The organism is Leptolyngbya sp. NK1-12 (assembly GCF_032598965.1).
Lineage (GTDB): Bacteria > Cyanobacteriota > Cyanobacteriia > Elainellales > Elainellaceae > Elainella.
This window is the reverse complement of the sequence record NZ_CP053587.1, coordinates 1,437,074-1,460,953: the sequence shown is the minus strand read 5'-3', so window position 1 is coordinate 1,460,953 and position 23,880 is coordinate 1,437,074. Positions and strand designations below refer to the sequence as shown.

The following is a 23,880-nucleotide window of genomic DNA, read 5'->3' as shown; positions in this document are numbered from 1 at the left end:
ATCTGGAATTTGAGATGAAATACTCTGCAAATTCACACTCTGTAGCAGCATTTATCAAATTTAAACTGTTAGGCCCTGCCTAATGAACAATACGCTAAACAATGCAGCGAACATAAGTACAGGATAAAATCACGCTACCCAAGTGCTCAATGATACTAAAACTTGTTGCGAGCATGGCAAGTGTCCTCTATCTTAAGGAGGATTTTTAAGACCAATTTGAGCAAGTTAAAAGCACTAGATTCGTTTAAAAATACTTGGCGAGGCAGGTATGGTCCATGCTTTCACCTGCTGCACCAAGTTTAAATTCTAGACAAGCGCTATGTTTCGTGAGCCTCACATCTTATACTGAACTAGACCTCGGACCAATTTTCCGTACTCAGCTCATGCGCTTATGTATCCTGACACCCCATTGAGGGCACTATTTAAATAAACTGTGCCTGAGCATTGTAGCCGACCTATGGATTCATCGTTGCCTGCATCATCTTGTGCCCACCAGACTTCTTCTAATCCACTGTCTTCTGACCGCCTGTCTTCTAATCGACTGTCTTCTGACCTATCTTCTAACTCATCATCTTGCGTCTGCGATCAAGCAATCATCTGTCCGTTTGCAGAAGCAGGAAAACTCTATCTTTGGTTCCCGACCTATCACACGATTCAAAAAATCAAACGCTATTTGGGCAAAGCCAACCTGGAATTTGAATCAATGCAGGAGCGGCATGGTCTCAGCATCAAATGCAGTGCAGGACAAACAAAAGAGGTCGCTCGAAATTTGGCTGTGTTGCTTTCGCCAAAGGAACTTCAAGACACGCAGGCTTTGTTTATTCGAGGGGCCGTACAGCCCCAGCTCCACGATTTTAGCGATATAACTTCCCTGCAACGCTTCATCAAGTTCAGCCAGTCCGACTGGTTGCTCAGCATGTTGACCAACCAGCGTTTCACCAGTCATTTTCAACCGATTGTGCAGGTTGACAACACATCCCATATTTTTGGCTACGAGGCTCTGCTGCGGGGGCTGGACGAACAAGGCAATCTGGTCATGCCCGGAGCCATCTTGGAGTTGGCAATTGAGGCCGGACTGTTGCCCCAACTGGATCGAAGCGCTCGTCTCAGCGCCATTGCTCAAGCCAGTCACTATCAGATCAGCAATCACCTATTCATCAATTTTTCGCCCACAGCCCTCTATGATCCAGTTTCATGTTTACGCAGCACCGTTGAAGCGATTGATCAGGCGGGCATTCCCCATGATCATATTGTGTTTGAGGTGATCGAGTCAGATAAACCACAAACGCTGGAGCATCTGCAATCCATCCTAAACTACTACCGACAAGCAGGGTTTTTAATTGCCCTCGACGATCTTGGCTCTGGCTACTCTAGCCTCAATCTGCTGCATCAACTGCGGCCAGATTTTCTCAAACTCGACATGGAGCTGATTCGCAATGTCCATCAAGACAGTTACAAAGCTCACATCACGCAGAAAATTCTAGAAATTACTCAGAAACTAGATATCAAAACCGTTGCAGAAGGCGTGGAATCCATTGAAGAACTGCACTGGCTGCAAGCGCACGGAGCCAACTTTGTCCAAGGCTATTTGATCGCCAAACCCGCTGCTGTTCCTGTGACGGCAACCCCTCGTTTTACAATTGGTATCCCGCAACCCAATCAGACTGAGCCACAGGTCAGATGGCAACCCAGCGACTCGGATCGAATTGTGGCTGCTGTAACGCAACGAATTCACCAATCGCTCAACCTGACGGAAATTCTGCAAACCACAGCAACCGAACTTCGTCAGCTTTTTGATGTGGATCGAGTAGTTCTGTACCGCTTTGAACCCGATTGGAGCGGCAAAGTAGCCGTGGAATCAGTCGCTGAGGGCTGGATGCCTATTATTGGCTTACATGTAATGGATAGCTGCTTTCAAACAACCTACGCTTATGAGTATCAACAAGGGCAAATCAAAGCGATTGAGGACATCTACAGCGCTGACCTAACCCAATGCCATGTGGAACTACTGCAACAATTTCAGATCCGAGCCAATCTCGTAGTGCCAATTTTGCAGCAAGAGCGCTTGTGGGGCTTACTAATTGCGCACCAGTGTCGCGGCCCCAGACGTTGGCAGCAGCCGGAAATCGACTTATTCAAGCAACTAGCAATTCAGGCCGGAATTGCTATTCAGCAATCTGAACTATATCAACAGCTCCAGCAGGCCAACCAAGAATTGCAGCGTTTAGCTTGTTCTGATGGTTTGACCCAAGTTGCTAACCGCCGCTGCTTTGACGAATATTTCGAGGCTGAGTGGCAGCGACTGGCCCGCAAACAATCGCCCCTCTCCTTGATTCTCTGTGACGTAGATTACTTCAAACTCTACAACGATACCTACGGACATTTAGCCGGAGATGATGCCTTAAGGCAAGTTGCCAAGGCTATTGCCCGTACCGTTAAACATCCAGCAGATTTAGTGGCCCGCTATGGCGGTGAAGAATTTGCGGTGATTCTGTCGAGCACAGATGCCAAAGCAGCCATTACGGTAGCAGAAAAAATTCAGGCCAATATCAGTGAATTACAACTCCCCCATGCCCGTTCCCAAGTTTGTAAATATGTTACGCTCAGCCTTGGAGTTGCAACCATGATTCCCAACTACAGCTCTTCGCCTGTCGCATTGGTGATGGCAGCCGATCAAGGACTTTATCGAGCCAAGGTCCAGGGGCGGAATCGTTTAGTGCAAATCAGCGATGCGGAAATTCGTACCCTACTTTCCCTAAGCTAATTCTGTCACCCAACAAAGCACCAGCTCAATTCATTCACCTCCATTCGTCCAACCGTTGCGCAGAAGCTAGCCACCCCCCTATTTCTCTACCACAAACTTGCTATGCTGTGGTAACTGCTTGAGACCCAGCTAGGGGTGTTTCAATGCCAAAGCCTGTTAATCAACGGTGCCAGCAATGTGCGCTACTCTCTGCCTCAGAAGCTCGGCAAAAAGCCTGCTGGGATAGTCAGTTGTGCCATAAGCGTCGCTCGTTCTATCGCCACAAGCTGGCCTTAGCCCAAACTCATCAAGTGAATGAACCAGTGCCAGTGCTAGATGTACCCTTGCCAGACACAGTCTATGCTATTCTCTATCGCTATCTGATCGAGGGCAATATTCTGCATGCGATTGCCGCCGAGCTGTACCGGGGAGATCAGCTAATTGCTAAAACTCGTCCAATTCACTGCGGGGCGCTAACGGACCGAGTGTTGCGGATGTACTTGCAGTCGGTGCTAGAAACCTTTACGCACCACAGCGGCACCTCGGTTGCTTTGTTTCGGGAAATGGTAGATCTGCCCCTATCTCGCCATCCCTGTCCTGTGGCAGATTGTCACCTGAATCCGACGCAGCGACTGGAGGAACTGTTATGAGCCATGACATGAGACAAGGTACGAATCAAGACATGAGACACAGTAACAGTTACTTGAATTTATGGGATTGGTTGGACGAAGCCACGCAAGTGGTGGATCAGATGCCGGAACTGGTCCAAGTCATCGATGGTATTGACGCCTTTGAATCCGTGATGCAGGATTTGTTGACCGAGCCGAATCCGGTAAGGACTACATCCCGCTTACGCGAACAGCTCACCGTAGCATCAGAAGTGCTGGAGCGCCTCGCCCATCTGCTCGACCGCAAATCCGCCGAATGGCTAGCCGAATGGAACCGCCAAACGGCTGAAGGCATCGAAGCAAGCGACTGGACTGGACTCGTGCGCCAATCGGTGACGTTTGACCTTTCCTCGCTCCTAGCACCCCCCGACTCTGCACCTAAATTGCAGCGACGCCCACGCCCAACCAAGGATTCATCTCTGGCCGCACCGGTGCCGCTAGAAACTATGCTGGCAATGGTAGACCAGTTCGAGCAAACCCAATTAACCCAAGCCCAACTCGCCGACCTCGCTGGGGAAGAACGACCGCAGCAGTGGCAAACTCAGATTGCCCAAATCCTAGCCCAATATCGGCAAGCAGGCCGTTTACATGTTACCTTCAAGCAGCTTCAACAACAGACCAATCTAGCTCCAGTTGAGCTGTGGTTAGGACTGCTATTAAGTGGCTACCCGCTAGAAGCTGTCCGACCTTCGTCTCATTTGCTTGATTCAGCCCAAGCATTTTACCAAATGGAAATTCGAGTGATGCTTGCCGAAAAGGGCTGAAGTCAGGAGTCCTGGAATTGTTCTCCTTAAGAATCGCTTGTGCATTAATTCGATTATGCTAAGCTTTTGCAAAGCCTACTGTAGTTGAATTAACGTAGAGTAAAGTAGAGTAGAGAGAAAACTTCATTGAAGAATTAGCAATCCCTTCCTTAGCTTAATCAATGAACAAGAGTTACTCCTTCATCACCATTTTTCTGGTTGTATTCAATCTGGCCGCATGCGGCGGTCAACAAGATGCAGTTTCCCCCACTGAGGATAATTCAGCGACAGATTCAAAAAACCATGTCAATGTTTCTAAACCTAAGATTCCACAGGCCAAATTTCCAGAGGCCAAGTTTCCGCAGGCTAAGATTCCACGGGCTAATTTCCCGCAAGCCGAGTTCCCAAACGTCAACTTTCCAGAGGCTGATTTTCCACAGGTTGACTTCCCAGAGATAACGTTCCCCAATATAAAAATCCAGCAAGCTCAAGACACCACGATCTATACACTTCCAGCAGACATCTTATTTGACTTTGACAAAGCCGACCTACGACCTGATGCTGAAGCAGCCCTGCAACAAATATCGGACTCGATTGACCAACGATTTGCTAATGATCCCATTAAAATTCACGGACATACTGATTCTATTGGTAGCGACACGTATAACTTAGATCTTTCTAAACGCAGAGCAGAATCAGTACGGCAATGGCTGATTACAAACAAAAATATGAATCCTGAGCAATTGATGGTGAAAGGGTTAGGAGAAAGTCAACCTGTGAGCCCCAACACCAATTCAGACGGATCTGATAACCCTCAAGGACGACAGAAGAACCGCCGGGTTGAGATTATTGTTCGTACTAGCAGTTCTTAATTCCTTACCTCTATTTTCAGGGAGTTCAGCTATGTCAAAAAAGCTATCCCGCAAAGAAAGGCGGCTGAGGGCAATTCGTCAGATTGCAGACGTAAAAATTACAGTGCAGGAGCCTTGTACAGTTTCTTGGAGAGCGATGGTAGGCGATCGCTCAGTCAGAAAGTGCCCCATTTGTCAGCTTAATGTCTATGACTTTGCTGGAATGACCTCAGATCAAATTCTGGCTCTGATTAATCAGCACGAAGGTAAACTTTGCGCTCAGTTCTATGCGAGAGTAGATGGCACGATGATTGTAGAACCTTGTAACGAGCGCAAAGAGGAGCATCATTTTATCCGAGGTAGAATCATCGTTTCTCAGCAAGTTGGGGCAGAACTTTAGCAGTAGGGCAACTATCTCAGAAGCTAGAGCAAGAGCGACAGGTAGAACTCAGTCAAGCCTAGCTACAAAAATTGTAGGCCCAAGAACAGCAGTTGCTACTCTTGGGAAAGGGTTTATGCAGGAATTAACACAGTATCAATGATGTGAATGACACCATTGTCAGCCGCCACATCAGGGGTTGTTACTGTAGAATCATTCACCTTAACGCCTTTGGAGGCATTGATCGCCACATCTGAACCTTCAACGGTTTTAGCTGATTTTAGCTTCGTCACATCCGCCGCCATGACCTTGCCAGCTATAACATGATAGGTCAGGATTTTCTTGAGCTGGGGAATGTCCTTGAGGAGTCCATCCACTGTACCTTCAGGTAACTTGGCAAATGCCTCATCCGTTGGAGCAAACACCGTAAATGGCCCTTTACCTTTAAGGGTTTCGACTAAACCAGCAGCTTTGACGGCAGCAACCAGGGTGCTGAAAGAACCAGCATTAACAGCAGTATCAACAATATCAGCCATGTGTTTTACCTAGTATGTGTCATCTGTCAACTTTTTCATCTGGTTAATATGATTGGTCAACACTAGTTAGTATAGCATTTATATACTCAAATTTATACGACAAATTTCGTTTTATATATGTTTATGAGCTGTGCAAGAGTAGACTAACTGCTTATTTACTCTTATACATCTACCCAAATACTGTCGTCTTCGACACGCAGCGGAAAAACCGTCAGTGCTTTTTCTTTAGAAACCTTTGAGAGAACTTTTCCTACATCCGGGGGTCAGAGACTCCGGGCTTTGATGCCTCTTCTCCGGGCTAACTGCTCCTCAGCACGAAGTTGATTGATTGGACCAGAAGTGTATCGAAAACACCAAGAATCTAATCAAACAAACCCTCTACAGCTTGTCGGAAAGCAATTAAAGCGTGATTAGATTGAAGCGGCTTCAGATCTTCCAGCAACTGATCAGATGTCTCTGGGGCAACGATTGTTTTAAGCTCAATATTAGTGTTATATCCCGCCATATCACCCATACGTCTCCCATGACTGCCGGCACCTTGCGCTGGAATAATCGTGTAGCCAGACACACCAAGTTTTGTGAGCAGGTGGATCAGACGATCCTGTAAAACAGCTTCACCAATAATTGTGACGAGAACACCTTGTGTTAAAGAAGAAGGCATAAAACCCCCAAAAATAGTTGTATTGCTGATTAAATCTTCTTGAAGCAGACTGAAATTGTACGAGCACTAGGTTGCAACCTGAACCTGGATCAACAACTGATGCAGTTTTTCTCCTTCGAGTGCCTCTGTTTCCAGAAGTTGCATGGTGATAGTTTCTAGCAAATCCCGATTGTGCTTAATCGTTGCTAGCGCCTATTGATGAGCAGTTTCAACGATTTCTTTCACTTCACTATCGATCGCTTGAGCCATTTCATCGCTCATGGCACGGCGGAAAATCCATTGATCTCAGATAGCAACTGATTCAGCGTCTGTTCCTGCCCATCATTGCCGTCGTATAACCTACTACTGTTATGCGATTTGCCGATTGCATCCAACTCATCGATGAACACAATACAGGGTCAATCAGCGTACTAACTTAGATCAAATTCCAGAAGTGAAGCACGCCTTGACCAGAAACCAATTCAACTAGAAGAGCAGACACAAATCCGATCATCGCCAAACGACCATTCCAAATCTCAGATTGGAGGGTAAATCCCCAAACCCAGCCGTTACGATTCGAGGTTTCCCCAACGTTGGAAGATGTTACTTTTGTAGAGTCTGCCATGATATTTACCCCAAGTAGTGTAATTGTAAGAATCAAGTTAGCTATGAGATGCGGGATTTGTCTGCCATCTCAAAGGGAGATAAAATTCACATCTAATTTCCATTCACGCTTTAGCAGATCCCGATACATTGTTTCCCGAAGCATCATGAGTTTGTGTTGCTCAATCAGGAATTTTTGCGCTTGCTCAAGAGACATTTGCTGAACTAGATCTGCAAAGTTTCTGAGGTTAAAATCCTGCTCTAGAGTGAGTTCAATCGCCTGATCCATAGCTAGCTCCCCGTGATCTAATTAGGACGAAAATTATGAATCTGATGACAAAGATGGAATCAAATTCTTGACTATATTGTCATATAAATTAGTATAACAAACTATTTACATCATTGACCGTTTTGAGGAATATTGTTGCAGCTTATTTTCTTAGTTTTTGACTTTAAAAGCTTGATTCAATCAATTACTTCTATTGAGCTAGCAACCCGATAAAGCGGTAAATCTATAGCGCAGATCTGCCGCCAGCAGGCATCCTGCCCTACGTTTGATGTTACCTTTGCTTACCAACTTAACTTTGACACCATAGTGTTTCATTTCCTGGGTTATTTGTTTAATAAAAAACTCCCACCTACTCTTATTAAATTAGTAGTGGGAGTCGAACTAAATTAAGTGAGCAGGATTAAATCACATCAACAAGAGTTATTTTGAATCACCAAATAGCCCTGTAATAGTGCCATCATGCCGTTTGGGATCTTTCTTTTGTTTCTTAGTTCCATCAGAAGCTGCTTTCGGTTTTTTGGCTTCTCTGTTCCCTTTTTGTTGCTTTGACATCACAATTCTCCTACCAAACTCAGTTTAAGCGAATCGTTTGCGAAATCCTAAGCTTAAATGAAGCTTAAATTCCTCAAATCTTGCAATCTGAAATTTATTTTTTCATATGCATATCGTTTCAAAGCCTCATTAGCGCCTATATTAGTTAACTCGCAACGTATAGCATTTTCGCCATCTATATATCTATCATACTTCGCAATTACTAGCCTTAACCATTTCTCATTTCAGATACCTGAACCTATACTTTTATTTCAGTCAAATTTAAAAGCCCAAATTGGGTAGCTAAAGCACCATCTGCTGCATCTCAGCGTAGGCAACTTCATAAGACATCCAAGCAGGCGAAGGGCTTCATTCAATAGCCTTTATTCACCTTTATTCAATAGAATAAGCAGCATTATTCTGTGTAACGCTCTGCCGAAGTACTTCCGCTTCAATTTGAGACTGAAAGCGGTTCAAACTCTCTTTTAAATTTGTCTCTAGCCAACGATCTAAACCCATCTTCTCCAAGAATACCCCTACAATTCCTCCTGGCAGATCGAAAGCAAGGGTCAAGCGCAAACGGCAGCCTCGATCCGTTGGAAAGAATTCAGCAAATCCCTGGTTCGAGAGTCCAGAAACCGAACTCCAGGCAATTAGCCGTAGGGGAATGCGCTGAGTAATGCGCGAGGTCCATTCAATTAGTAACGGGAATTCTAGCCCAAACGTCCAGCGCCACAATTCATCGTCCTCTTGTAAACGCTTGACGCTTTTTACCAATGGCATCCAACGCGGCACGTTCTCCAAGTTTTCCCAGAGATCATAAACTTGCTGCACAGAACAATCTACTTCCACTTCTACACTACGTTGAAGCATCAGTTTAGAATGATCCATTGAATTAGGCATAAACAACCCCATCAGGCATTCGGGTTCCCCTCAATCCTGCCTTATCAATCTTGGCTCCCTCAATATCTGCTCCGGTTAAATCTGCTTCGTCTAAATATGCCCCATCCAAATTTGCGTTACTGAGGTCCGTTTCCTTCAAATTCGCTCTACATAAATCTGCTCCGCGTAGGTCAGCACCACTCAAATCCGCTTTGCTGAGGTCAGCTTCCCTTAAATCCGTTCCCCCTAATTTAGCTCCACTCAGGTCTGCTCCACTCAAATCAGCATGAGTTAAATTGGCTCCACTCAGGTCTGCTCCACTCAAATCAGCATGGGTTAGACAGGCTTGAATCATTGCTGCATGAGCTAAATTGGCTTGATTGAGCCTTGCTTGATTGAGGTGAGCCTCAGTTAAATCCACCCCACGTAAGTCAGCTCCAACCAATTCAGCACCAATTAGTTTGGCACCAATTAGCTTTGCATTCGTCAAACAAACTTGAACCAGATTAACATGACTAAAGTCGCGGTGTCCTGTTGCGTAAAGTCTCAGAATCTCTTGAGCATCCATTTTTTCCCTTCGCCTTCAGTTTAGTATTAGTAGTGATTGTTATTCAAGATCAGTCCTGGGTTTAAGTAGAGTCCTGGATTTGAGTAGAATCTTTAGTCTTTCGATATTGCAGCGCTTCAAGAGGTATAAACTTTCAGAAATGCAGAATAAATGTAGCACATCTAAATGAAACGAGCTGTGAAGAGTATTTTTTCTCGTAAAGCAGGGTGGAGAGAAATGGATTGAGAAAATTAGATCTCACAAGATTACCTCTCCCAATCCAGTATCAATATCTATCAAAATTTATAGAACTGATGTTCCAAAGATTAGCGCCGAACTAAAGTTAACAATTCTCTAGGTGAAGCTAATAGATCGATCGCTACAAAGAAAATCTTGCCTTCAGGATCAAGCAAAAATCGCCACACAATGTTCATGCCCACGCTGCTGCCAAACCAAGGAGTCTGAACCTTGCCAGTTACTTTGATAGGGGTGTATCCCTCTTCTGGGCTTTCAACAACACCTTGTGCTGGTATTAGCTTAAGTCCCATACATTCCTCGCGCATATACCTAAGGATTGATTCACGACCAATGATTGGTTTTTGGAAGGGGGGTTGTAGGGCACCGTTGGCCACAAATAGGTTGGAGGCTGCCTCAAAGTCATTCGCATTCATGTTGTCGATATAGCTTAACACCGTAGAATGGGTCAGCCCTTCAATCTTGACTTGAGTTCGGTTCGCCAATTCAGTTGGAACAACAACAGGATCAACCACTTTCTGGGGTCGGTCTAAGTCCTCTGAGTCAAATCCCATGCCAACCACAATGTTGCGGAGGATGGTAATTTGCTGCCCTGGATCAGCAGCTTCAATGGCCTTTAACACAGACCTTGCTTTAGAAGAAAGCTGATAGCCTTTAGGAATGGGAGCAACAATTCCCTGTTCCATCCATTCGCCCAACTGGTTCCAGAAGCCAAGCTTGATGTTCATTGTCAAAGAACCATAGGTCCGACAAATGGGGGTATCAGCATGATTCGCCAAATCACACATGACCTGTGTTTGCTCGGCAGCAGGCATCTGCTTAATCTGGTCGAGGACATTTTGTGCAAACAGCATGTTGGCAGCTCCTGGAGCCGCAATAGTAATTGTCTTACCCATTTCAGTAAAGGCAAACCAGATCAATGCCAGTTGATCTTCTGCTTTGAGTTGGTTAAATTGTGCGATTGTTTTAGGAACAACGGTAGCAATCCGCGTATCAGAAAAGATAGACTGAGCAGATTCTGTAGTGAAAGGCATAGAAAACTCCAAAATTTTGATTGCGCTGGATTACTTATCAGCAATAGAATGATGCAACTGGTCTAGAGAAAGAAATACAGTCGCATCAATGAAAAAATTGGTTGCAGATGGTTTGATTGTCTAGATTAGATTGCCAGTGGTGGACATACATTGCTCAGATTCAAAAGAACAACATATATGAATCTGAGCAGCACCATAGATATCTAACTAACCAGAAAAGCAGTCAGAAGAAGGAGAACAACCAGGGAGAAAGCTCCTGCTCCTAGAACAATATAGTGTCGCTGTTGTCGGAGTGAAGGATAATCTGATAGGTACATATCAGGCTCAATTGTGAAGTTGTTGATCAGTCCTTCATCATCGATGGTGTAGCCAACTGTAAAAGAAGCATCAATCAAGTCGGCTTCATTAAGGCGAACATTGGCTTGAACTTCAGCAGGAATCAGTTCACTACCATCACTTCGATTTTTTTCATTAGGGTTGAGGGTTTTCCCTTGGGTTTTAATGTAGCTCATGGGATTCCTCAAGTAGGTTCTGTACTAACAATTATAGTCTATTTAAACAACAAACGCATTGCCAAATTGGCTACTAATCGCTCAAAGCCATACACCCTAGGACTTAAGCAGATCAATATCATTATTTTGAGGATTCGATAGTACCAACGAGACGCTGGCAGGGGCAAGATGCCCGCACTCTATCTATTGTTTAATTTGTTGACCTGCTTAACATCAAGGGGGCATTCTTGTTGAAAACGCGTCCTAGATTCAGCACTTGTAGAGCATCTTAGCAACTGCTGCTTACTATCTCTGATTTTCTAACAAGTCTGACACTGGGCAGGAGAAGATCCCAAACCTGATGAACAAAATCGTCAATGTCAATGGGTTTGAGTAAATACGCTTCAACCTTTACCATCAATTGTTGAGTCAGGCTGATTGGAGAACAGGTTGAAGTGACTAGGATGGGAATCTTTCTGCCAGTGATACGAAGGGATTTGATTCGTTGCAGCAATGGGTAAACACTTTCACCCAAGAATCTGATTTCACAAATCAACAGGTCGGGAACGCCCCAATCTAGAAAGCTTAATGCATCTTGGATCGATCCAGATGTTGTCACGGTTGCACCCTGATTTTCTAGCAAAATAGCATACAGTTCTCTGCTATCACAATCGTTTTCTACTACAAGGATTTGAACATCTTCGAGGATTCTAGGGTTTAGAAGGAATTCATTTGTAAGTAACATATTGATATTTACAGGGATTTTAAGCGGAAGGAACTTCTATTACAATCTTTCTGAAGTGGCCAACTCCTTCTTAGAATGTTGTGACGAATACCAATCGAAGCCTTATGCACTCTATTATGAATTTTACTATGAACTTCATAATGAACTCTATTATGTCCAATGCGACAAATTTCCTCTTGGGCGAAATATAGCGCGATCGCTTCAGATCCTAAGATCAGCCATGCGTAATCGCATAACTCTTCTAAGTCTGTTAGTAACTTATCCACAATCCAAGCTTCTGGACAACAAATGAGCAGCACTTTATGGCCGTCACGGCGGAAGACACAATGCAATAAACTTTCAGCGAAGAAGCTACGCAGACGTTCATTACGAAACTGCTCCAGTCGCATTAGATCATCGAATGTCATTTCAGTGAGTGCCATGGCAATCATCAAACTCCTTGTCAGGGTCTTCGATTAGAATTGCAAAAGCAAATTGAAAAAACAATGAGAAGGTTCCTAAACCAATCGACCTTAAGGATGAGGGATTGCAGCTCAGTCAACCTACATTTGCGTAGGATGAGGCAATACTACTTAGACAATACTACTTAGGCAATACTACTATGGATGACTATTTCCATCCGCAACAGCGTAAAACGGTTGAGCAACACGGACAGATATATCTGCTCGTTATAGATTGGTTTGATCAGGTTGTCAGATCGATTAATAGACTATCCATCTTTAATTTAAAGTCCGCATGGAATGGATAATTTTGCCTCATTGCCACTCTAGACAATCACCGCTTGATTCCCCGCATGAATTGGTTGATTACGATACAAAAATTAATTGATCAGCAACAAAAGATTGAATATGTATAAAATATCTCACAAACGTTTATCTGTGAAACAGGGAACCCCCCAAATAAAAAACCTGGTAGTTCAAATCTTGAATCAACCAGGCGAGAAAAATGATATCGAAGACGGCTTGCTTGATAGGCTTACTTGATAGACTTACTTGATAAATCGCATCGACAATTATTTCAGGTGCAATTGCAGGCGTATTTTGTCTGCTTAGAAATCAGGTTGAATAAGTTACAAAACATAATACACTGCAAACCGCAATATAAAGTCGTCATCTCACTAAAGCGCATTAATCAAGTAATCAAAATAAGCGCCTACTTCACTAGCATCCTCTCCTGACATCAAGGAAGTCGTCATTGCCTTCATAGCACGAATGCCTTCAGCAACAGCAGCAATAGGCGTACCGAGGGATTTGTACATCTGGCGAACTCCAATCACCCCAATCTCCTCAATGGGAGTGGTTTCTCCGGCCGCCACACTATAGGTAATCAAGCGCAAATAGTAATCCATATCCCGCAGGCAAGTGGCTGTCATTTCATCGCCATAGGCATTCCCCCCTGGAGCAACCAAGTCGGGACGACGTTGGAATAACTGACTTGCGGCTTGCTTAACAATGCGCTCACGACTGTCCGTCAAAGTTTTGACCAAGCGCAGGCGGCGATCGCCACTCATGACAAAATACTTGATCTGATCCATTTCTCCAGGAGTGAGATAGCGACATTCCGCATCTGCATTCACAATGATTTTCTTGATGATACTCATTAACGGGTTCCTTAAAGTCCTTATTGAATTTGAGAATTGTTCATCTGTACTGCGTTACAACTCCTATTAGTGTGACAGATGACTGTTTCATTTCCTGAGTGAATTGATTGATCAGGGCACAAAACGTGATTACAGACAAAGGTTCTACAGAAGGCAGCGTCATGTTTCATTGCCATTCCCGATCTTCGAGTTCCTGTTTCGGCAGCAGCAACGTGGCTGTAATCTCTTGCCGAATTGCCGCTGTCACCTCGCAGTTGCTATTCAAACAATCGATCAAGAGTTGATTGGCATCATAGTAGTGTTGTAGTACCTGCTGTTGCTCAGGAGTAAACTGCCACGGGTGATAAAGATTGCGGTAATGGGCGATCGTGTCTCTCACCTGTGCTACCCAAACCGAATAGTTTTCTTGCCACCAAGCCTGAAGCCGTTCCCGGTTTTGGTTCGGAGCAGGCAATTGATCTCGCAATTGTTGAAGAGATTTGTAAAATCCAGCATCTAGCACCATCACCAGAATGTTGTTGAGTGCTTCACTACAAGCATTAACATAGGCAAAATCCTGGCTGTAGTTGGTAGCAAACTCCAGCAACAAATGATCCAGCGCCGCATCTAAAAACATTCCCTGGTCGAGGGTGCTAGCTAACGTAAAGTGATCTAACGTATGCGGATTGCGGCCAAGGGCAAGATAGAAGGCTCGTGCGGTCGCAATGTTCGGTTCGGTTGGAATCGCCTGGGATTTTTGACTAGCCCACAGCAAAAAATCTTGCAGATAAGGGTCTTGGGCAACTAAGGCATCAATCTGGTGCTTCATCAACTGCACTAGCGAATCGGCACTGCGTAACATGGCCGCCGTCAACAGAAATATTTCCCGCCAGTGCGGATCGGTAATGTGACTGACCAGCCCTCCCAGCGCTTGCTCTAATCCCCCCAGATTATGACTGGCAACAATTTTGCGCGCCGTGAAATATTCTTGAAATGCCAGATAGGAAAACGAAAAAATTCCGCGTGCTCGTTCGATCAAGAGTCCATGTTGCGCTTCGATCGCTTTCAGCATCGCTTCGCTTTCAAGTTGGAGTTCCTCGGATTCCAAGATTGCACCGGGCAGGCTCCGCAAATAGTCCCCAATATACTGTTCAATGGTGCGTTGTTCAAAAAAGTATTGACCCTGCTCAAAGGTTACTGCTGCAAGTTGACTCAACAACCTCAGCTTTTGGGGCAATAGGAATTCTCGGTAGGCGTCGTCACGTTCAACCCCTTTAGCTTCATCCCATTTACCCAGCAGCAAATCCAGCCCTTGCTTATAAAACTCGGTTCGCTTGGTCGGCAATTTCCCTTGACCCTGAAATACCCAGCAGGCAAGATGCAGAAACAGAGGCGTCACCACCAGTTGGCGAAACTGCCAATTTTCTGGTAAATCTAACTTTTGAATGAACTGAGCAGCCTGATCATACCCTGATTGAGCCGTTGTTTTAGTCAGAGCAACAAACCATTTTTGTGCAAAGGTCGTGATCTGGGCTTGCGTAAAGGGCGCAACTTCCACATCGGTGAAGCCTCGCAACCGCAGCTTTTGGGAGGCAGTGCGACAAGATGCCACAAATCGATTTTTGTAATATTTATCCGAGAATTTACGAATTTCTTTAAGTACGGCGGCGATGTCCTGGTTGCGCACTTCATCCATGCCATCCAGTAGCAGCAGAACTCGGCCCGCTTGCAGCAAGGTTTCAACCACAGCCGGGTTCGAAATTCCAGAGGTGAGAAACGCCTGATAAATGGTATTAAAAAGGCTAAATTCGCCACTGCGCCTGGACTCTTCTGCAAACTCTCTCAATAAAATAAAAATTGGCACTTGATCAGCAGCAAACTCGCCCCGGTTACACTGAATCGCCAGATATTGCAAAAAGGTCGTTTTGCCGACCCCTGGTTTACCCAAAATTCTCAGCTTTGAATAGATTTCAACGGCATGCATGCCCGGAATTTGCTTCTGCTCTACAAATCCCAGCCCAACTCGATTAAATTCGGCGGGGCCTAGGTGGCGCAGATCAGCGATCTCGAACTGCTGTTGACTAGCAATGTCCTCCAAAATATTGACATCTACATAGATGTCATCCAAGCTGACCGGGCGATTGATGTCTAATAGCTGCAAGATGCCGCACTGGTTTTGAATGGTGTCATGATGGGGTGAGCGCACCCGTTGCACCAGCGCATCGATATCCTCTAGAAGAGTTGTATCAACAGTCTCTCCAGGTTCAGGAAAATCTGCGGGCGGATTTAGTGCAGTCTCTCGCCAATCTAGATCGAGGATCGAACAGACTGCTAGGAAAATTTGCCGATCAACGGGTTGGCCGGTAAAAAATCGCCAGATGGGCTGACGGGTCTTTAAGTTCACCTCCCCTGCCAGGTTTTCCTGCGTCCATCCCTTCAAAGCAAAGGCGCGTCTAGCCCGTTGAATGCCAGCAGGGGATGCCCGGAGCGATCGCTTGACCATACAATAAAAAACTCATATCAAGACTTGAAACCTAAATTTTTATAAAAATCAAACATCTTACTGCTTTCTCTATGGTAGACGCTTTTCACTCTAGTGAAATCATACAAAATCTAAAGCAGCAGCTTTGATCACTAGCAGGTTTGAAATTAAATCCAAATTTTTACAGCAAAAGTAAGCTCTATACGGGTGGATAATCGGCATATTCAGTTCATGTCAGGCTGCACCAGTGCCTGGACTTTGCAGCATCACCTGCTTGAATCCGAGCATCATGGGCTTGGCACATAAAAACTGACAACAAGATTTTGACAGTACCACAAGAATTAGATAGCTGAGCCGAGAATAAGTTGCCTATGCTAAAAAGGTAATTCACCAGAAAAACGATATGGCTCATCTATTGCACATCGATTCAAGCCCACGAGATGAACGCTCGCGGTCACGTCGATTCACTAGAGAATTTGTTGAAGCTTGGAAACGAACCCATCCGGCAAATACCGTTACCTATCGGGATATCGGTCGCAACCCTGTTCCTCACATCACGGAATCCTGGATTGCGGCGGCTTATACTCCTCCAACCCAACGTACTCTCGATCTTCAAGATGCTATTCACATCAGCGATCAGCTAGTAGACGAACTGTTGGCTGCCGATATCTATGTGATTGGTGTTCCCATGTACAACTACAGCATTCCCAGTATGCTGAAAGCCTATATTGATCAAATTGTCCGAATTGGGCGCACCTTTGAATTTACCCCAGAGAATGCTGAAAACCCTTACAAGCCGTTAGTTTTAGGTAAGCAAATGTTTATCATCACAGCACGCGGAGCATCTGGTTATGGAACAGGTAAGCGATACGAGATGTTGAATTATCAAGATCCCTATTTGAGAACGGTGTTTGGTTTCATTGGGATTACCGATGTTACCTTTGTGCATGTTGAAAATGATGAATTAGGCGGTACAGGTTTGGCAGAATCGATTGCCCATGCTCGCACCCAAATTGCTCAACTCGTAGGAAGGTAAGAGTCTATGTTTACATTAAAGCTATTCACAGCATTAGGTTGTGGGCTAGTGGCCGGAGTTTTCTTTGCTTTCTCGACCTTTGTCATGAGTGCGCTAGCTCGACTTCAGCCCAGAGACGGCGTTGTCGCCATGCAGGCGATCAATATCACGGCGATTAATCCATTATTCATGGTGGCGCTGTTTGGTACAGGGGCGGCTTGCCTTGGGTGGGTAATCGCCTCGCTGTTCAAGTGGCACCAACTCGGTTCAGTTTATTTGCTAGTAGGTAGTTTGCTTTATCTAATCGGAACAGTTGTAGTGACGATTGCTTTCAATGTACCGCTGAATAACGCGTTAGCCGCCGTCAAACCTGATAGCCCTGAAGCCGCAAACCACTGGAATAGATATCTAACCAATTGGACGCTTTGGAACCATGTTCGCACAATAACCGCGCTGGCAGCCGCTACATTGCTGACAATTGCCTTAAAGTTAAGGTAAGGCTAGCAGGTTGAAACAGGTTTTCTACTCAGGTAAATAGTTTGGATTGAGAACATCTTCTACTTGAAAAGGGGGTTCTTCGGGAAATAGATCATGGGATAGCTGGTATTTCCGCAACGCTCCTTGCCGCGCCTTTTTATAGCAATCCAGAAATATCTCTGGTAGCAGAGATCCGAGACTCGGACTGTCTTCCAGGGCAAGTTCAATCTGATTTCTCTGCTCAATGATCGTGCTTCGCCACCCATGAGCGTTATTTCCTTTCTCGGCTTCCCAGTAGATTAACTTGAGCAAATGTTCAATTAAGACGATTAAGCGGCTCTTCAATTCTCGCTTTTCGCTGCGTCCCATGCTTTCAATTTCTTCAATCAAATTATCCCAATCAACCTCCTCAAAATTCCGTATTTTGAGTAACTGTGCCATCTGTTGCAACCATAGATAAAAGTCCTGTTCATAAAGTGATGAAGCTGGTTGAGATTGAGAGTGAATTTGCATAACAGCTTCCTGCTAACGTCCCGTTCTCATTGTATAACCACAGTTGAAGCCGTGAGAACCGTTTCCGATGGCGGGCGAGCCAGGGGTTTAGCAATCCCAGAGGTCTGTTTTGCCCGTTGCTATAGCTAGAACAAATCACCCATTTAAGATCCAGGCAAACAAATAAAAGGCTTTCGAACATCCCAAAAACAGCGCAAGCGCCGTCTCCGAAATTAGGGCTTGACTTTCTCGACTAGTACATTTAACCTAGTGGTTAATTAACTGCGCGGTTAAATACCTTCCGAATGTCCACTGTTCACGAAGCGTCTCTGAAAGAGGAGCAATTGAGCAACACCTTTGCTGCCCTTGCCGATCCGACTCGGCGGGCCATCCTGGCCCATCTTGCCAAGGGTGAAGCATCGGTGACAGAACTAGCCGAACCCTTTGAGATGAGTTTGCCTGCCATTTCCAAGCATCTCAAGGTGCTAGAGCGAGCTGGATTGATCACCCGGAGTCGAGAAGCACAGTGGCGACCCTGTCGGCTAGAGGTAGAACCGCTGAAGGACGCGGCAAATTGGATTGAGCAGTATCGTCAGTTTTGGGAACAGAGTTTCGATCGGTTGGATGAATATCTCCAGGAATTGCAAGCGAAGGAACAGCAGGAGGGCGAAACCTGACCTGCGGTACATACGGTAGTACAGGCTGATGCTACCGTTCTATTCTCAAGGAGAAATAACATGTTGAAACAAAATAGTGCTGCTGATGCGCATGGTACGCAAAACGAGTGCGAGCTTATTATTACCCGCATCTTCAATGCACCGCGAGAACTCGTATTCAAAGCGTGGACCGAGCTAAACCAGATTGAGCAATGGTGGGGACCAGCAGGCTTTACGACCCATGTGACTGAGCTAGATCTGCGTCCGGGTGGTCAATGGCGCTATGTGATGGTAAGTCCAGATGGGACCGAGTATCCGGCCAAAGGTGTTTTTCGCGAAATTGTACCTCCTGAACGCATTGTCACCAGTGATGAATTTGATGAGGGGTTTGAGCAGGTGATCAACGCGGATCTACCCCAGGGAATAGTGATGACTATCCTGTTCGAGGAGATGGGCGACAAGACCAAACTGACGCTCCAGATTGTACATGCCACAGATGAGGATCGCCGCAAGCATGAAGAAATGGGCGTGGTTGCTGGATGGAATTCTAGCTTCGATTGCCTTGATGAATTCTTAGCAACCCAGCTCAAACATCAGCAGGATGGTTTCACGCTAACGTTACCGTCGGATCGGGAGATTGCTGTGACTCGCGTCTTCAATGCTCCGCGTCAGCTTGTCTTCGAGGCATGGACCAAACCTGAACATGTCAAACGCTGGTTCGGTTGCGGCAGCATGACAATGACCGTTTGCGAAATCGATCTGCGCGTGGGCGGCAGTTGGCGCTATGTCTTGTATGACCCCAGCAACGGCACTGAGCACGGATTTTCAGGCGAGTACCGTGAGATTGTGCCGCCAGAGCGGTTAGTTGCCACTGAACGCTACGAACCCGTTCCCAACAGCGATCACCTGAATACGCTAACGCTAACCGAGCAGAACGGTAAAACAACCTTACATATCCTGATTCAACATCACTCGAAGGAGCAGCGAGATGGGCATCTGCAATCGGGGATGGACGTGGGACTACAGCAAACTCTCAACCGCCTTGAGGACCTGCTCAAATCAATGATGTAGATGCAGTCTACGATTCTAGTATCACAATATGCGCAGTCACAGCAATCAAACGCCATTGAAGCAAAAGTAGTTGATTAGGTGAATATCGAATCTGTCTTCACCTTGACGTATGGTTGTACAGAACATAATACATGGAAAAGCATCATGATTGCAAAAAATCAGGAGTCATTAGCGACATCTGAACGCGAACTCACAATCACCCGTATATTTGACGCACCGCGTAGCCTTGTGTTCCAGGTCTGGACTCAGCCAGAACATTTTGCGCGCTGGTTAGGCCCCAAGGATTTTACAACTACCTTCTGTCAGATGGATGTGCGATTGGGCGGCACCTATCGAGCCTGTATTCAATCCCCCGAAGGCACAAACCATTGGATGCAGGGTATTTACCAACAGATCGTTGAGCCAGAGCGGCTGGTTTTTACATTTGCTTGGGAGGATGAACAGGGCAAACCCAAACACCAAACCCTTGTCACCATCACCCTAACAGAACAGGGCCGCAAGACACGGATGACCTTCCACCAAGCTATTTTCGAGTCTGTTGAGTCACGGAATTCGCATCAAACCGGTTGGTCTGAATGTTTCGATCGCCTCGAAGTCTATCTAGCAGATGCAAGGCTAGGAGAAATTTCATGAAGAAGACCTACAAAGGAAGCTGTCATTGCGGTGCCGTTCGCTATGAAGCCGATCTTGATTTGAGTCAGGGTACCTTCAAATGCAACTGCTCAATTTGTACTAAGACAAGAACTTGGCTCGCTACAGTTCCACCTAATTCATTTCGGTTCCTCGCAGGCAGCGCCGATCTAACCGAATACCAGTTCAACACCAAAAACATTCACCATTTGTTTTGCAAGCACTGCGGAGTGCGTTCATTCGGTTGGGGAGAGGGTCCAGAAGGCAAATTCTATGCCATTCATGTTACCTGTTTGGATGATGTCGAGATTGCTGAACTCATCAATTCACCAATCACTTATGTTGATGGTCGCCACAACAACTGGCAATCATCACCAATCGAGATCCAGCATCTATAAATTTTGATCTTCTTTACTTTATGAGTTTGTATGACAACACAACAACAAATACTCGATTTCTATTCGCATCCGACTGCGATGACATCTGCTGGACAATACACCACCCTGCTTCATGAGTTGCCAAACAGTATTAGCAAATTAACCCACATTATTCAAGGTCTAGTGCTGTACCAATATGTAGCACGCGACTTTTATGGTTTTACAATTCCAGAGCAGCGCAAACGTGAAACCCATCTTCGCTCGATTGAGAGTATGTTAGAGTATCTCCTCGCGCTCAACGATCAGCCGCTTTCCGTGGCTCGACCTGCTAATCAGCGGTTGATTGGAATTTGTCATCACTTTGCGCTGTTGCTTGTCGCCATCCTGCGAGCTAAGCGCATTCCTGCGCGATATCGTTGTGGATTCGGCACTTATTTCAATCCACCTTACTTTGAAGAACATGTAGTCTGCGAATATTGGCATGCTCTAGAATCACGTTGGATTATTGTCGATCCACAATTCGACGAAATTTGGCGAGAGAAATTAAAGATTGAGCACAACATTCTGGATGTACCACGACATAACTTCATCATGGCGAGCGATGCTTGGGTGCAGTGTCGGTCAGGTACTGCGGATCCAGCAAAGTTTGGGATTTTCAAGGGCGACTTGCGCGGACTTTGGTTTATTGCTGGGGAACTTATTCGTGATGTTGCAGCGCTCAACAAAGTAGAAATGCTGCCTTGGGACGTTTGGGGCGCTATTCCTCCTTCGAATGAATTGTTGAATCAGGAGCAGCTTGGTTTTTTTGATGACTTGGCTGCCCTTGCTCAATCACCCGATACTTCCTTACCAGAACTGTGTAAACGCTATGAAAGCGACGATCGGCTGCGCGTACCTGCTACAGTCTGCAACGGAGTACTGAATTGCCTGGAAAGAATTGAGAACAACTTCAACGCTCTTTCTGGATCTTTCTAATTAAAATAAGTTGCGGCAAGCAGTGTGCTCGACAAAATATAGTACAATTGAACTGAACTCAAGTGAGGGAACCTCATCTTTTACTCTAGACAGCTAGTAGAGAAAACGTCAAATTTCCAGCTATCTAGACTTGCTATCTAAACTCTAGTTTTCGCAGCCTGACTTCCTCTCTGATTTTCTGGCAAACCGTCAGTTTTTCTAGAAAGCTACCAGTCGGCAGATCAATATTTTGAAAGCCGAGCGCTATTCCTCAACTAGTCAGTAGTTCATTCAATCATTGATTTGACCATCTACTCAAGGAGTACCATAATGCAATTAAATCCATATCTAATGTTTAACGGCCAATGTGAAGCAGCATTCAAGTTTTATGAACAATGCTTGGGTGGTAAAATCACAGCCCTGATGACCTATGCAGAATCACCAGATGCATCCATGACAGACAAAATGCCAGTAGAATGGCGACATAAAATCATGCATGTGGGATTGAAAATTGGTGATCAGGAATTGATGGGTTCTGATAATCCACCGGGATACACTGAAACCCCCCAAGGGTTTTCTGTATCGATTAGCCTCACTGATCCAGCAGAAGCAGAGCGCATCTTTCACACGCTGGCGGAAAACGGTACCGTGCGGATGCCTTTGCAGCAAACCTTCTGGGCCTACCGTTTTGGCATGCTCGTCGATCAATTCGGGATTCCTTGGATGATTAACTGCGATCAAGCAGCCTGAACCGAGCCTCCACACGCTACCTATTCTTGAATATTCGGCAATCCAGTACAAAGGAGCAAAAATATGGAAACGAACCAAACTCTACAAGAATCTACCATGCAGTCTGAACCTCAAAAGGAACATGAGTGGTTGCAAAAGCTGGTTGGCGAGTGGGTCTATGAAAGCGAAGCAATCATGGGATCCGATCAACCTCCTGTAAAGGCAACCGGAACTGAAACTGTGAAATCTCTAGGCGGTTTCTGGGTGCTAGCCGAAGGAGAGGGAGAAATGCCTGGGTGCGGTGCCGCTACAACCGTGATGACAATTGGCTACAACCCACAGCAGCAAAAATTCGTCGGCACCTGGGTTGGGTCAATGATGTCGTACCTTTGGCTATACGAGGGTGAACTAGATGCCTCGGAAACCGTGTTGACGCTGAATAATGAGGGGCCGTCAATGTCTGGTGATGGCAAAATGGCAAAGTACAAGGACGTGATTGAGTTGAAAGACAATAACCATCGAGTGATGACGTCCCATGCCCTGGGTGAAGATGGGCAATGGCATCAGTTCATGACTGTGAACTACCGGCGCAAGTAATTACAAAATGCCTGACCTGAGCTATAGAGCATTATCCAGCTTCTATATTGCCAAATCTCCATTTATGATTTTTGGGAGGCAATTGAATGACTAGTGAACAAACTTCCTCTAACATCTCTAACATTACCTCTACCTACGTTGTGCTTGGAGACAATGGTGATGCTATCCCAATTGCGGTGAACCATCGCTTTTACGAAGATCTTGAACAGAAATTCGATGATTTCAAAGGAAAGCGGTTAATTTCACACTATAACTTTGAGGAAAGCTGGAATAGCTGGGAAATGCATCCTGCTGGAGAAGAGTTTGTCTGTCTCCTGTCGGGTCAGGTTGATTTTATCTTAGAGCAAAATGGAACTAAAAACTCTGTCTCTCTGAATGCTCCAGGTGATTATGTGTTGGTGCCGCGTGGAATCTGGCATACTGCCAAAGTTCATTCACTCAGCTCTCTGTTATTTATTACGCCCGGTGAGGGAACGCAGCATCGCCCCTTATAGCAATCAGTCTTAAAGTATTTAATCTGGCGAGGTTTGAGTAATTCTATTGCGCTTTCTAGTTAGATAACGTTTGATTTCCTCAAGTTGACAAATTTTTCCATCGATCTCCTCAAGTTTGCGATCAATGACTTCTAGTTTTTCAGCAATCGGTACCGAATCATTTCCCCAGGTATTGATCAGATGCTTAATTTCATGGAGTGTGAATCCTAAAGATTTACCTTGTGTAATCAGGACAACTCGTTCTATCATCTCCGGACCGAATTCCATATAGGTTCTCGTCCCTGCTGGCCGTGATTTCGCCTCAATCAATCCCAATTTTTCGTAGAAGCGGATTGTATCCTTCGACAAGCCTGTTTCATTTGCCAATTCACCAATCAACATTGTAGTCCC

30 protein-coding genes and 1 pseudogene are annotated in these 23,880 nt (G+C 45.4%); 15 read left to right on the top strand and 16 right to left on the bottom strand.

What is annotated here, in order from left to right; all coding sequences use genetic code 11:
* Positions 1-457: 457 nt before the first annotated feature.
* The 5 genes from HJG54_RS34105 (at position 458) to HJG54_RS34085 (ending at position 5,405) form a co-directional block, all read left to right on the top strand.
* Positions 458-2,764 (top strand): EAL domain-containing protein, encoded by a 2,307-nt coding sequence (locus HJG54_RS34105; protein WP_316436389.1) that lies wholly within the window; start codon positions 458-460, stop codon positions 2,762-2,764.
* 143 nt (positions 2,765-2,907) lie between these two features.
* A complete protein-coding gene (locus tag HJG54_RS34100; RefSeq protein ID WP_316436387.1) occupies positions 2,908-3,393 on the top strand; it encodes a hypothetical protein in 486 nt (161 codons plus the stop codon).
* Entirely contained in the window at positions 3,390-4,175 is a 786-nt protein-coding gene (locus HJG54_RS34095) for a hypothetical protein (protein ID WP_316436386.1), read from the top strand. The genes HJG54_RS34100 and HJG54_RS34095 overlap by 4 nt, the downstream gene beginning before the upstream one ends.
* A 161-nt stretch (positions 4,176-4,336) precedes the next feature.
* A complete protein-coding gene (locus HJG54_RS34090) occupies positions 4,337-5,026 on the top strand; it encodes an OmpA family protein (protein WP_316436384.1) in 690 nt (229 codons plus the stop codon).
* A gap of 31 nt (positions 5,027-5,057) precedes the next feature.
* Positions 5,058-5,405, top strand: a complete 348-nt coding sequence (locus HJG54_RS34085; RefSeq protein ID WP_316436382.1) for a hypothetical protein — start codon at positions 5,058-5,060, stop codon at positions 5,403-5,405.
* A 113-nt stretch (positions 5,406-5,518) separates the two neighbouring features.
* Here the strand turns inward: HJG54_RS34085 and HJG54_RS34080 are convergent, their stop codons facing one another.
* From HJG54_RS34080 to HJG54_RS34015, 14 genes and pseudogenes are all read right to left on the bottom strand, one after another.
* The gene (locus HJG54_RS34080; protein WP_036011914.1) at positions 5,519-5,920 is read right to left on the bottom strand and encodes a fasciclin domain-containing protein; all 402 of its coding nucleotides are present in this window, start codon (positions 5,918-5,920) and stop codon (positions 5,519-5,521) included.
* A 361-nt stretch (positions 5,921-6,281) separates the two neighbouring features.
* Positions 6,282-6,581, bottom strand: coding sequence for a P-II family nitrogen regulator (locus tag HJG54_RS34075; RefSeq protein WP_316436380.1), 300 nt, complete (start codon positions 6,579-6,581; stop codon positions 6,282-6,284).
* Positions 6,582-6,838: 257 nt separating this feature from the next.
* The gene (locus HJG54_RS34070) at positions 6,839-6,970 is read right to left on the bottom strand and encodes an AAA family ATPase (protein WP_316436378.1); all 132 of its coding nucleotides are present in this window, start codon (positions 6,968-6,970) and stop codon (positions 6,839-6,841) included.
* Positions 6,971-6,996: 26 nt separating this feature from the next.
* Positions 6,997-7,119, bottom strand: a pseudogene (locus HJG54_RS34065) (chlorophyll a/b-binding protein); the annotation flags it as partial.
* A 135-nt stretch (positions 7,120-7,254) separates the two neighbouring features.
* Positions 7,255-7,452: an NblA/ycf18 family protein gene (locus tag HJG54_RS34060; protein ID WP_036011902.1), complete on the bottom strand. Its 198-nt coding sequence runs from the start codon at positions 7,450-7,452 to the stop codon at positions 7,255-7,257.
* 420 nt (positions 7,453-7,872) lie between these two features.
* Positions 7,873-8,004, bottom strand: coding sequence for a hypothetical protein (locus HJG54_RS34055; protein WP_316436374.1), 132 nt, complete (start codon positions 8,002-8,004; stop codon positions 7,873-7,875).
* A gap of 372 nt (positions 8,005-8,376) precedes the next feature.
* Positions 8,377-8,874: an SRPBCC family protein gene (locus HJG54_RS34050; RefSeq protein WP_316436373.1), complete on the bottom strand. Its 498-nt coding sequence runs from the start codon at positions 8,872-8,874 to the stop codon at positions 8,377-8,379.
* A gap of 4 nt (positions 8,875-8,878) precedes the next feature.
* The gene (locus tag HJG54_RS34045) at positions 8,879-9,433 is read right to left on the bottom strand and encodes a pentapeptide repeat-containing protein (RefSeq protein ID WP_316436372.1); all 555 of its coding nucleotides are present in this window, start codon (positions 9,431-9,433) and stop codon (positions 8,879-8,881) included.
* Between the two features lie 305 nt (positions 9,434-9,738).
* Positions 9,739-10,713: an orange carotenoid protein N-terminal domain-containing protein gene (locus HJG54_RS34040; RefSeq protein WP_316436371.1), complete on the bottom strand. Its 975-nt coding sequence runs from the start codon at positions 10,711-10,713 to the stop codon at positions 9,739-9,741.
* A 191-nt stretch (positions 10,714-10,904) separates the two neighbouring features.
* Positions 10,905-11,213 (bottom strand): photosystem II assembly protein Psb34, encoded by a 309-nt coding sequence (psb34, locus tag HJG54_RS34035; protein ID WP_316436370.1) that lies wholly within the window; start codon positions 11,211-11,213, stop codon positions 10,905-10,907.
* Positions 11,214-11,481: 268 nt separating this feature from the next.
* Positions 11,482-11,937 carry a response regulator gene (locus tag HJG54_RS34030; RefSeq protein ID WP_316436369.1) on the bottom strand — a complete coding sequence of 152 codons (456 nt, stop codon included), beginning with the start codon at positions 11,935-11,937 and terminating at the stop codon, positions 11,482-11,484.
* A gap of 8 nt (positions 11,938-11,945) precedes the next feature.
* Positions 11,946-12,359, bottom strand: a complete 414-nt coding sequence (locus HJG54_RS34025; protein ID WP_316436368.1) for a hypothetical protein — start codon at positions 12,357-12,359, stop codon at positions 11,946-11,948.
* Between the two features lie 695 nt (positions 12,360-13,054).
* Positions 13,055-13,537 carry an allophycocyanin gene (locus HJG54_RS34020; protein ID WP_316436367.1) on the bottom strand — a complete coding sequence of 161 codons (483 nt, stop codon included), beginning with the start codon at positions 13,535-13,537 and terminating at the stop codon, positions 13,055-13,057.
* Between the two features lie 166 nt (positions 13,538-13,703).
* Positions 13,704-16,019, bottom strand: a complete 2,316-nt coding sequence (locus HJG54_RS34015; protein ID WP_316436366.1) for an NACHT domain-containing protein — start codon at positions 16,017-16,019, stop codon at positions 13,704-13,706.
* Positions 16,020-16,401: 382 nt separating this feature from the next.
* On the opposite strand from HJG54_RS34015, the gene HJG54_RS34010 reads away from it, so the two are divergent.
* Positions 16,402-17,034, top strand: coding sequence for an FMN-dependent NADH-azoreductase (locus HJG54_RS34010; protein WP_316436365.1), 633 nt, complete (start codon positions 16,402-16,404; stop codon positions 17,032-17,034).
* A gap of 6 nt (positions 17,035-17,040) precedes the next feature.
* Complete coding sequence (locus HJG54_RS34005) at positions 17,041-17,511, top strand: DUF1772 domain-containing protein (RefSeq protein WP_316436363.1); 471 nt, start codon at positions 17,041-17,043, stop codon at positions 17,509-17,511.
* 24 nt (positions 17,512-17,535) lie between these two features.
* On the opposite strand, the gene HJG54_RS34000 is transcribed toward HJG54_RS34005, so the two are convergent.
* Complete coding sequence (locus tag HJG54_RS34000; RefSeq protein ID WP_316436362.1) at positions 17,536-18,003, bottom strand: DUF29 domain-containing protein; 468 nt, start codon at positions 18,001-18,003, stop codon at positions 17,536-17,538.
* A gap of 284 nt (positions 18,004-18,287) precedes the next feature.
* Between HJG54_RS34000 and HJG54_RS33995 the strand changes: the two genes are divergently transcribed.
* The 8 genes from HJG54_RS33995 (at position 18,288) to HJG54_RS33960 (ending at position 23,490) form a co-directional block, all read left to right on the top strand.
* Positions 18,288-18,659, top strand: coding sequence for a metalloregulator ArsR/SmtB family transcription factor (locus HJG54_RS33995; protein WP_316436360.1), 372 nt, complete (start codon positions 18,288-18,290; stop codon positions 18,657-18,659).
* A 60-nt stretch (positions 18,660-18,719) separates the two neighbouring features.
* A complete protein-coding gene (locus HJG54_RS33990) occupies positions 18,720-19,709 on the top strand; it encodes an SRPBCC family protein (protein ID WP_316436358.1) in 990 nt (329 codons plus the stop codon).
* Positions 19,710-19,853: 144 nt separating this feature from the next.
* A complete protein-coding gene (locus HJG54_RS33985) occupies positions 19,854-20,342 on the top strand; it encodes an SRPBCC domain-containing protein (protein WP_316436357.1) in 489 nt (162 codons plus the stop codon).
* Positions 20,339-20,737 (top strand): GFA family protein, encoded by a 399-nt coding sequence (locus tag HJG54_RS33980; protein ID WP_316436356.1) that lies wholly within the window; start codon positions 20,339-20,341, stop codon positions 20,735-20,737. The genes HJG54_RS33985 and HJG54_RS33980 overlap by 4 nt, the downstream gene beginning before the upstream one ends.
* Positions 20,738-20,767: 30 nt before the next feature.
* A complete protein-coding gene (locus tag HJG54_RS33975) occupies positions 20,768-21,691 on the top strand; it encodes a transglutaminase-like domain-containing protein (protein ID WP_316436355.1) in 924 nt (307 codons plus the stop codon).
* A gap of 309 nt (positions 21,692-22,000) precedes the next feature.
* Positions 22,001-22,420: a VOC family protein gene (locus HJG54_RS33970; protein WP_316436353.1), complete on the top strand. Its 420-nt coding sequence runs from the start codon at positions 22,001-22,003 to the stop codon at positions 22,418-22,420.
* 63 nt (positions 22,421-22,483) lie between these two features.
* Complete coding sequence (locus tag HJG54_RS33965; protein ID WP_316436352.1) at positions 22,484-22,996, top strand: DUF1579 domain-containing protein; 513 nt, start codon at positions 22,484-22,486, stop codon at positions 22,994-22,996.
* An 86-nt stretch (positions 22,997-23,082) separates the two neighbouring features.
* The gene (locus HJG54_RS33960) at positions 23,083-23,490 is read left to right on the top strand and encodes a WxcM-like domain-containing protein (protein WP_316436351.1); all 408 of its coding nucleotides are present in this window, start codon (positions 23,083-23,085) and stop codon (positions 23,488-23,490) included.
* 18 nt (positions 23,491-23,508) lie between these two features.
* On the opposite strand, the gene HJG54_RS33955 is transcribed toward HJG54_RS33960, so the two are convergent.
* Positions 23,509-23,871 carry a MerR family DNA-binding protein gene (locus tag HJG54_RS33955; protein ID WP_316436350.1) on the bottom strand — a complete coding sequence of 121 codons (363 nt, stop codon included), beginning with the start codon at positions 23,869-23,871 and terminating at the stop codon, positions 23,509-23,511.
* Positions 23,872-23,880: the final 9 nt, after the last annotated feature.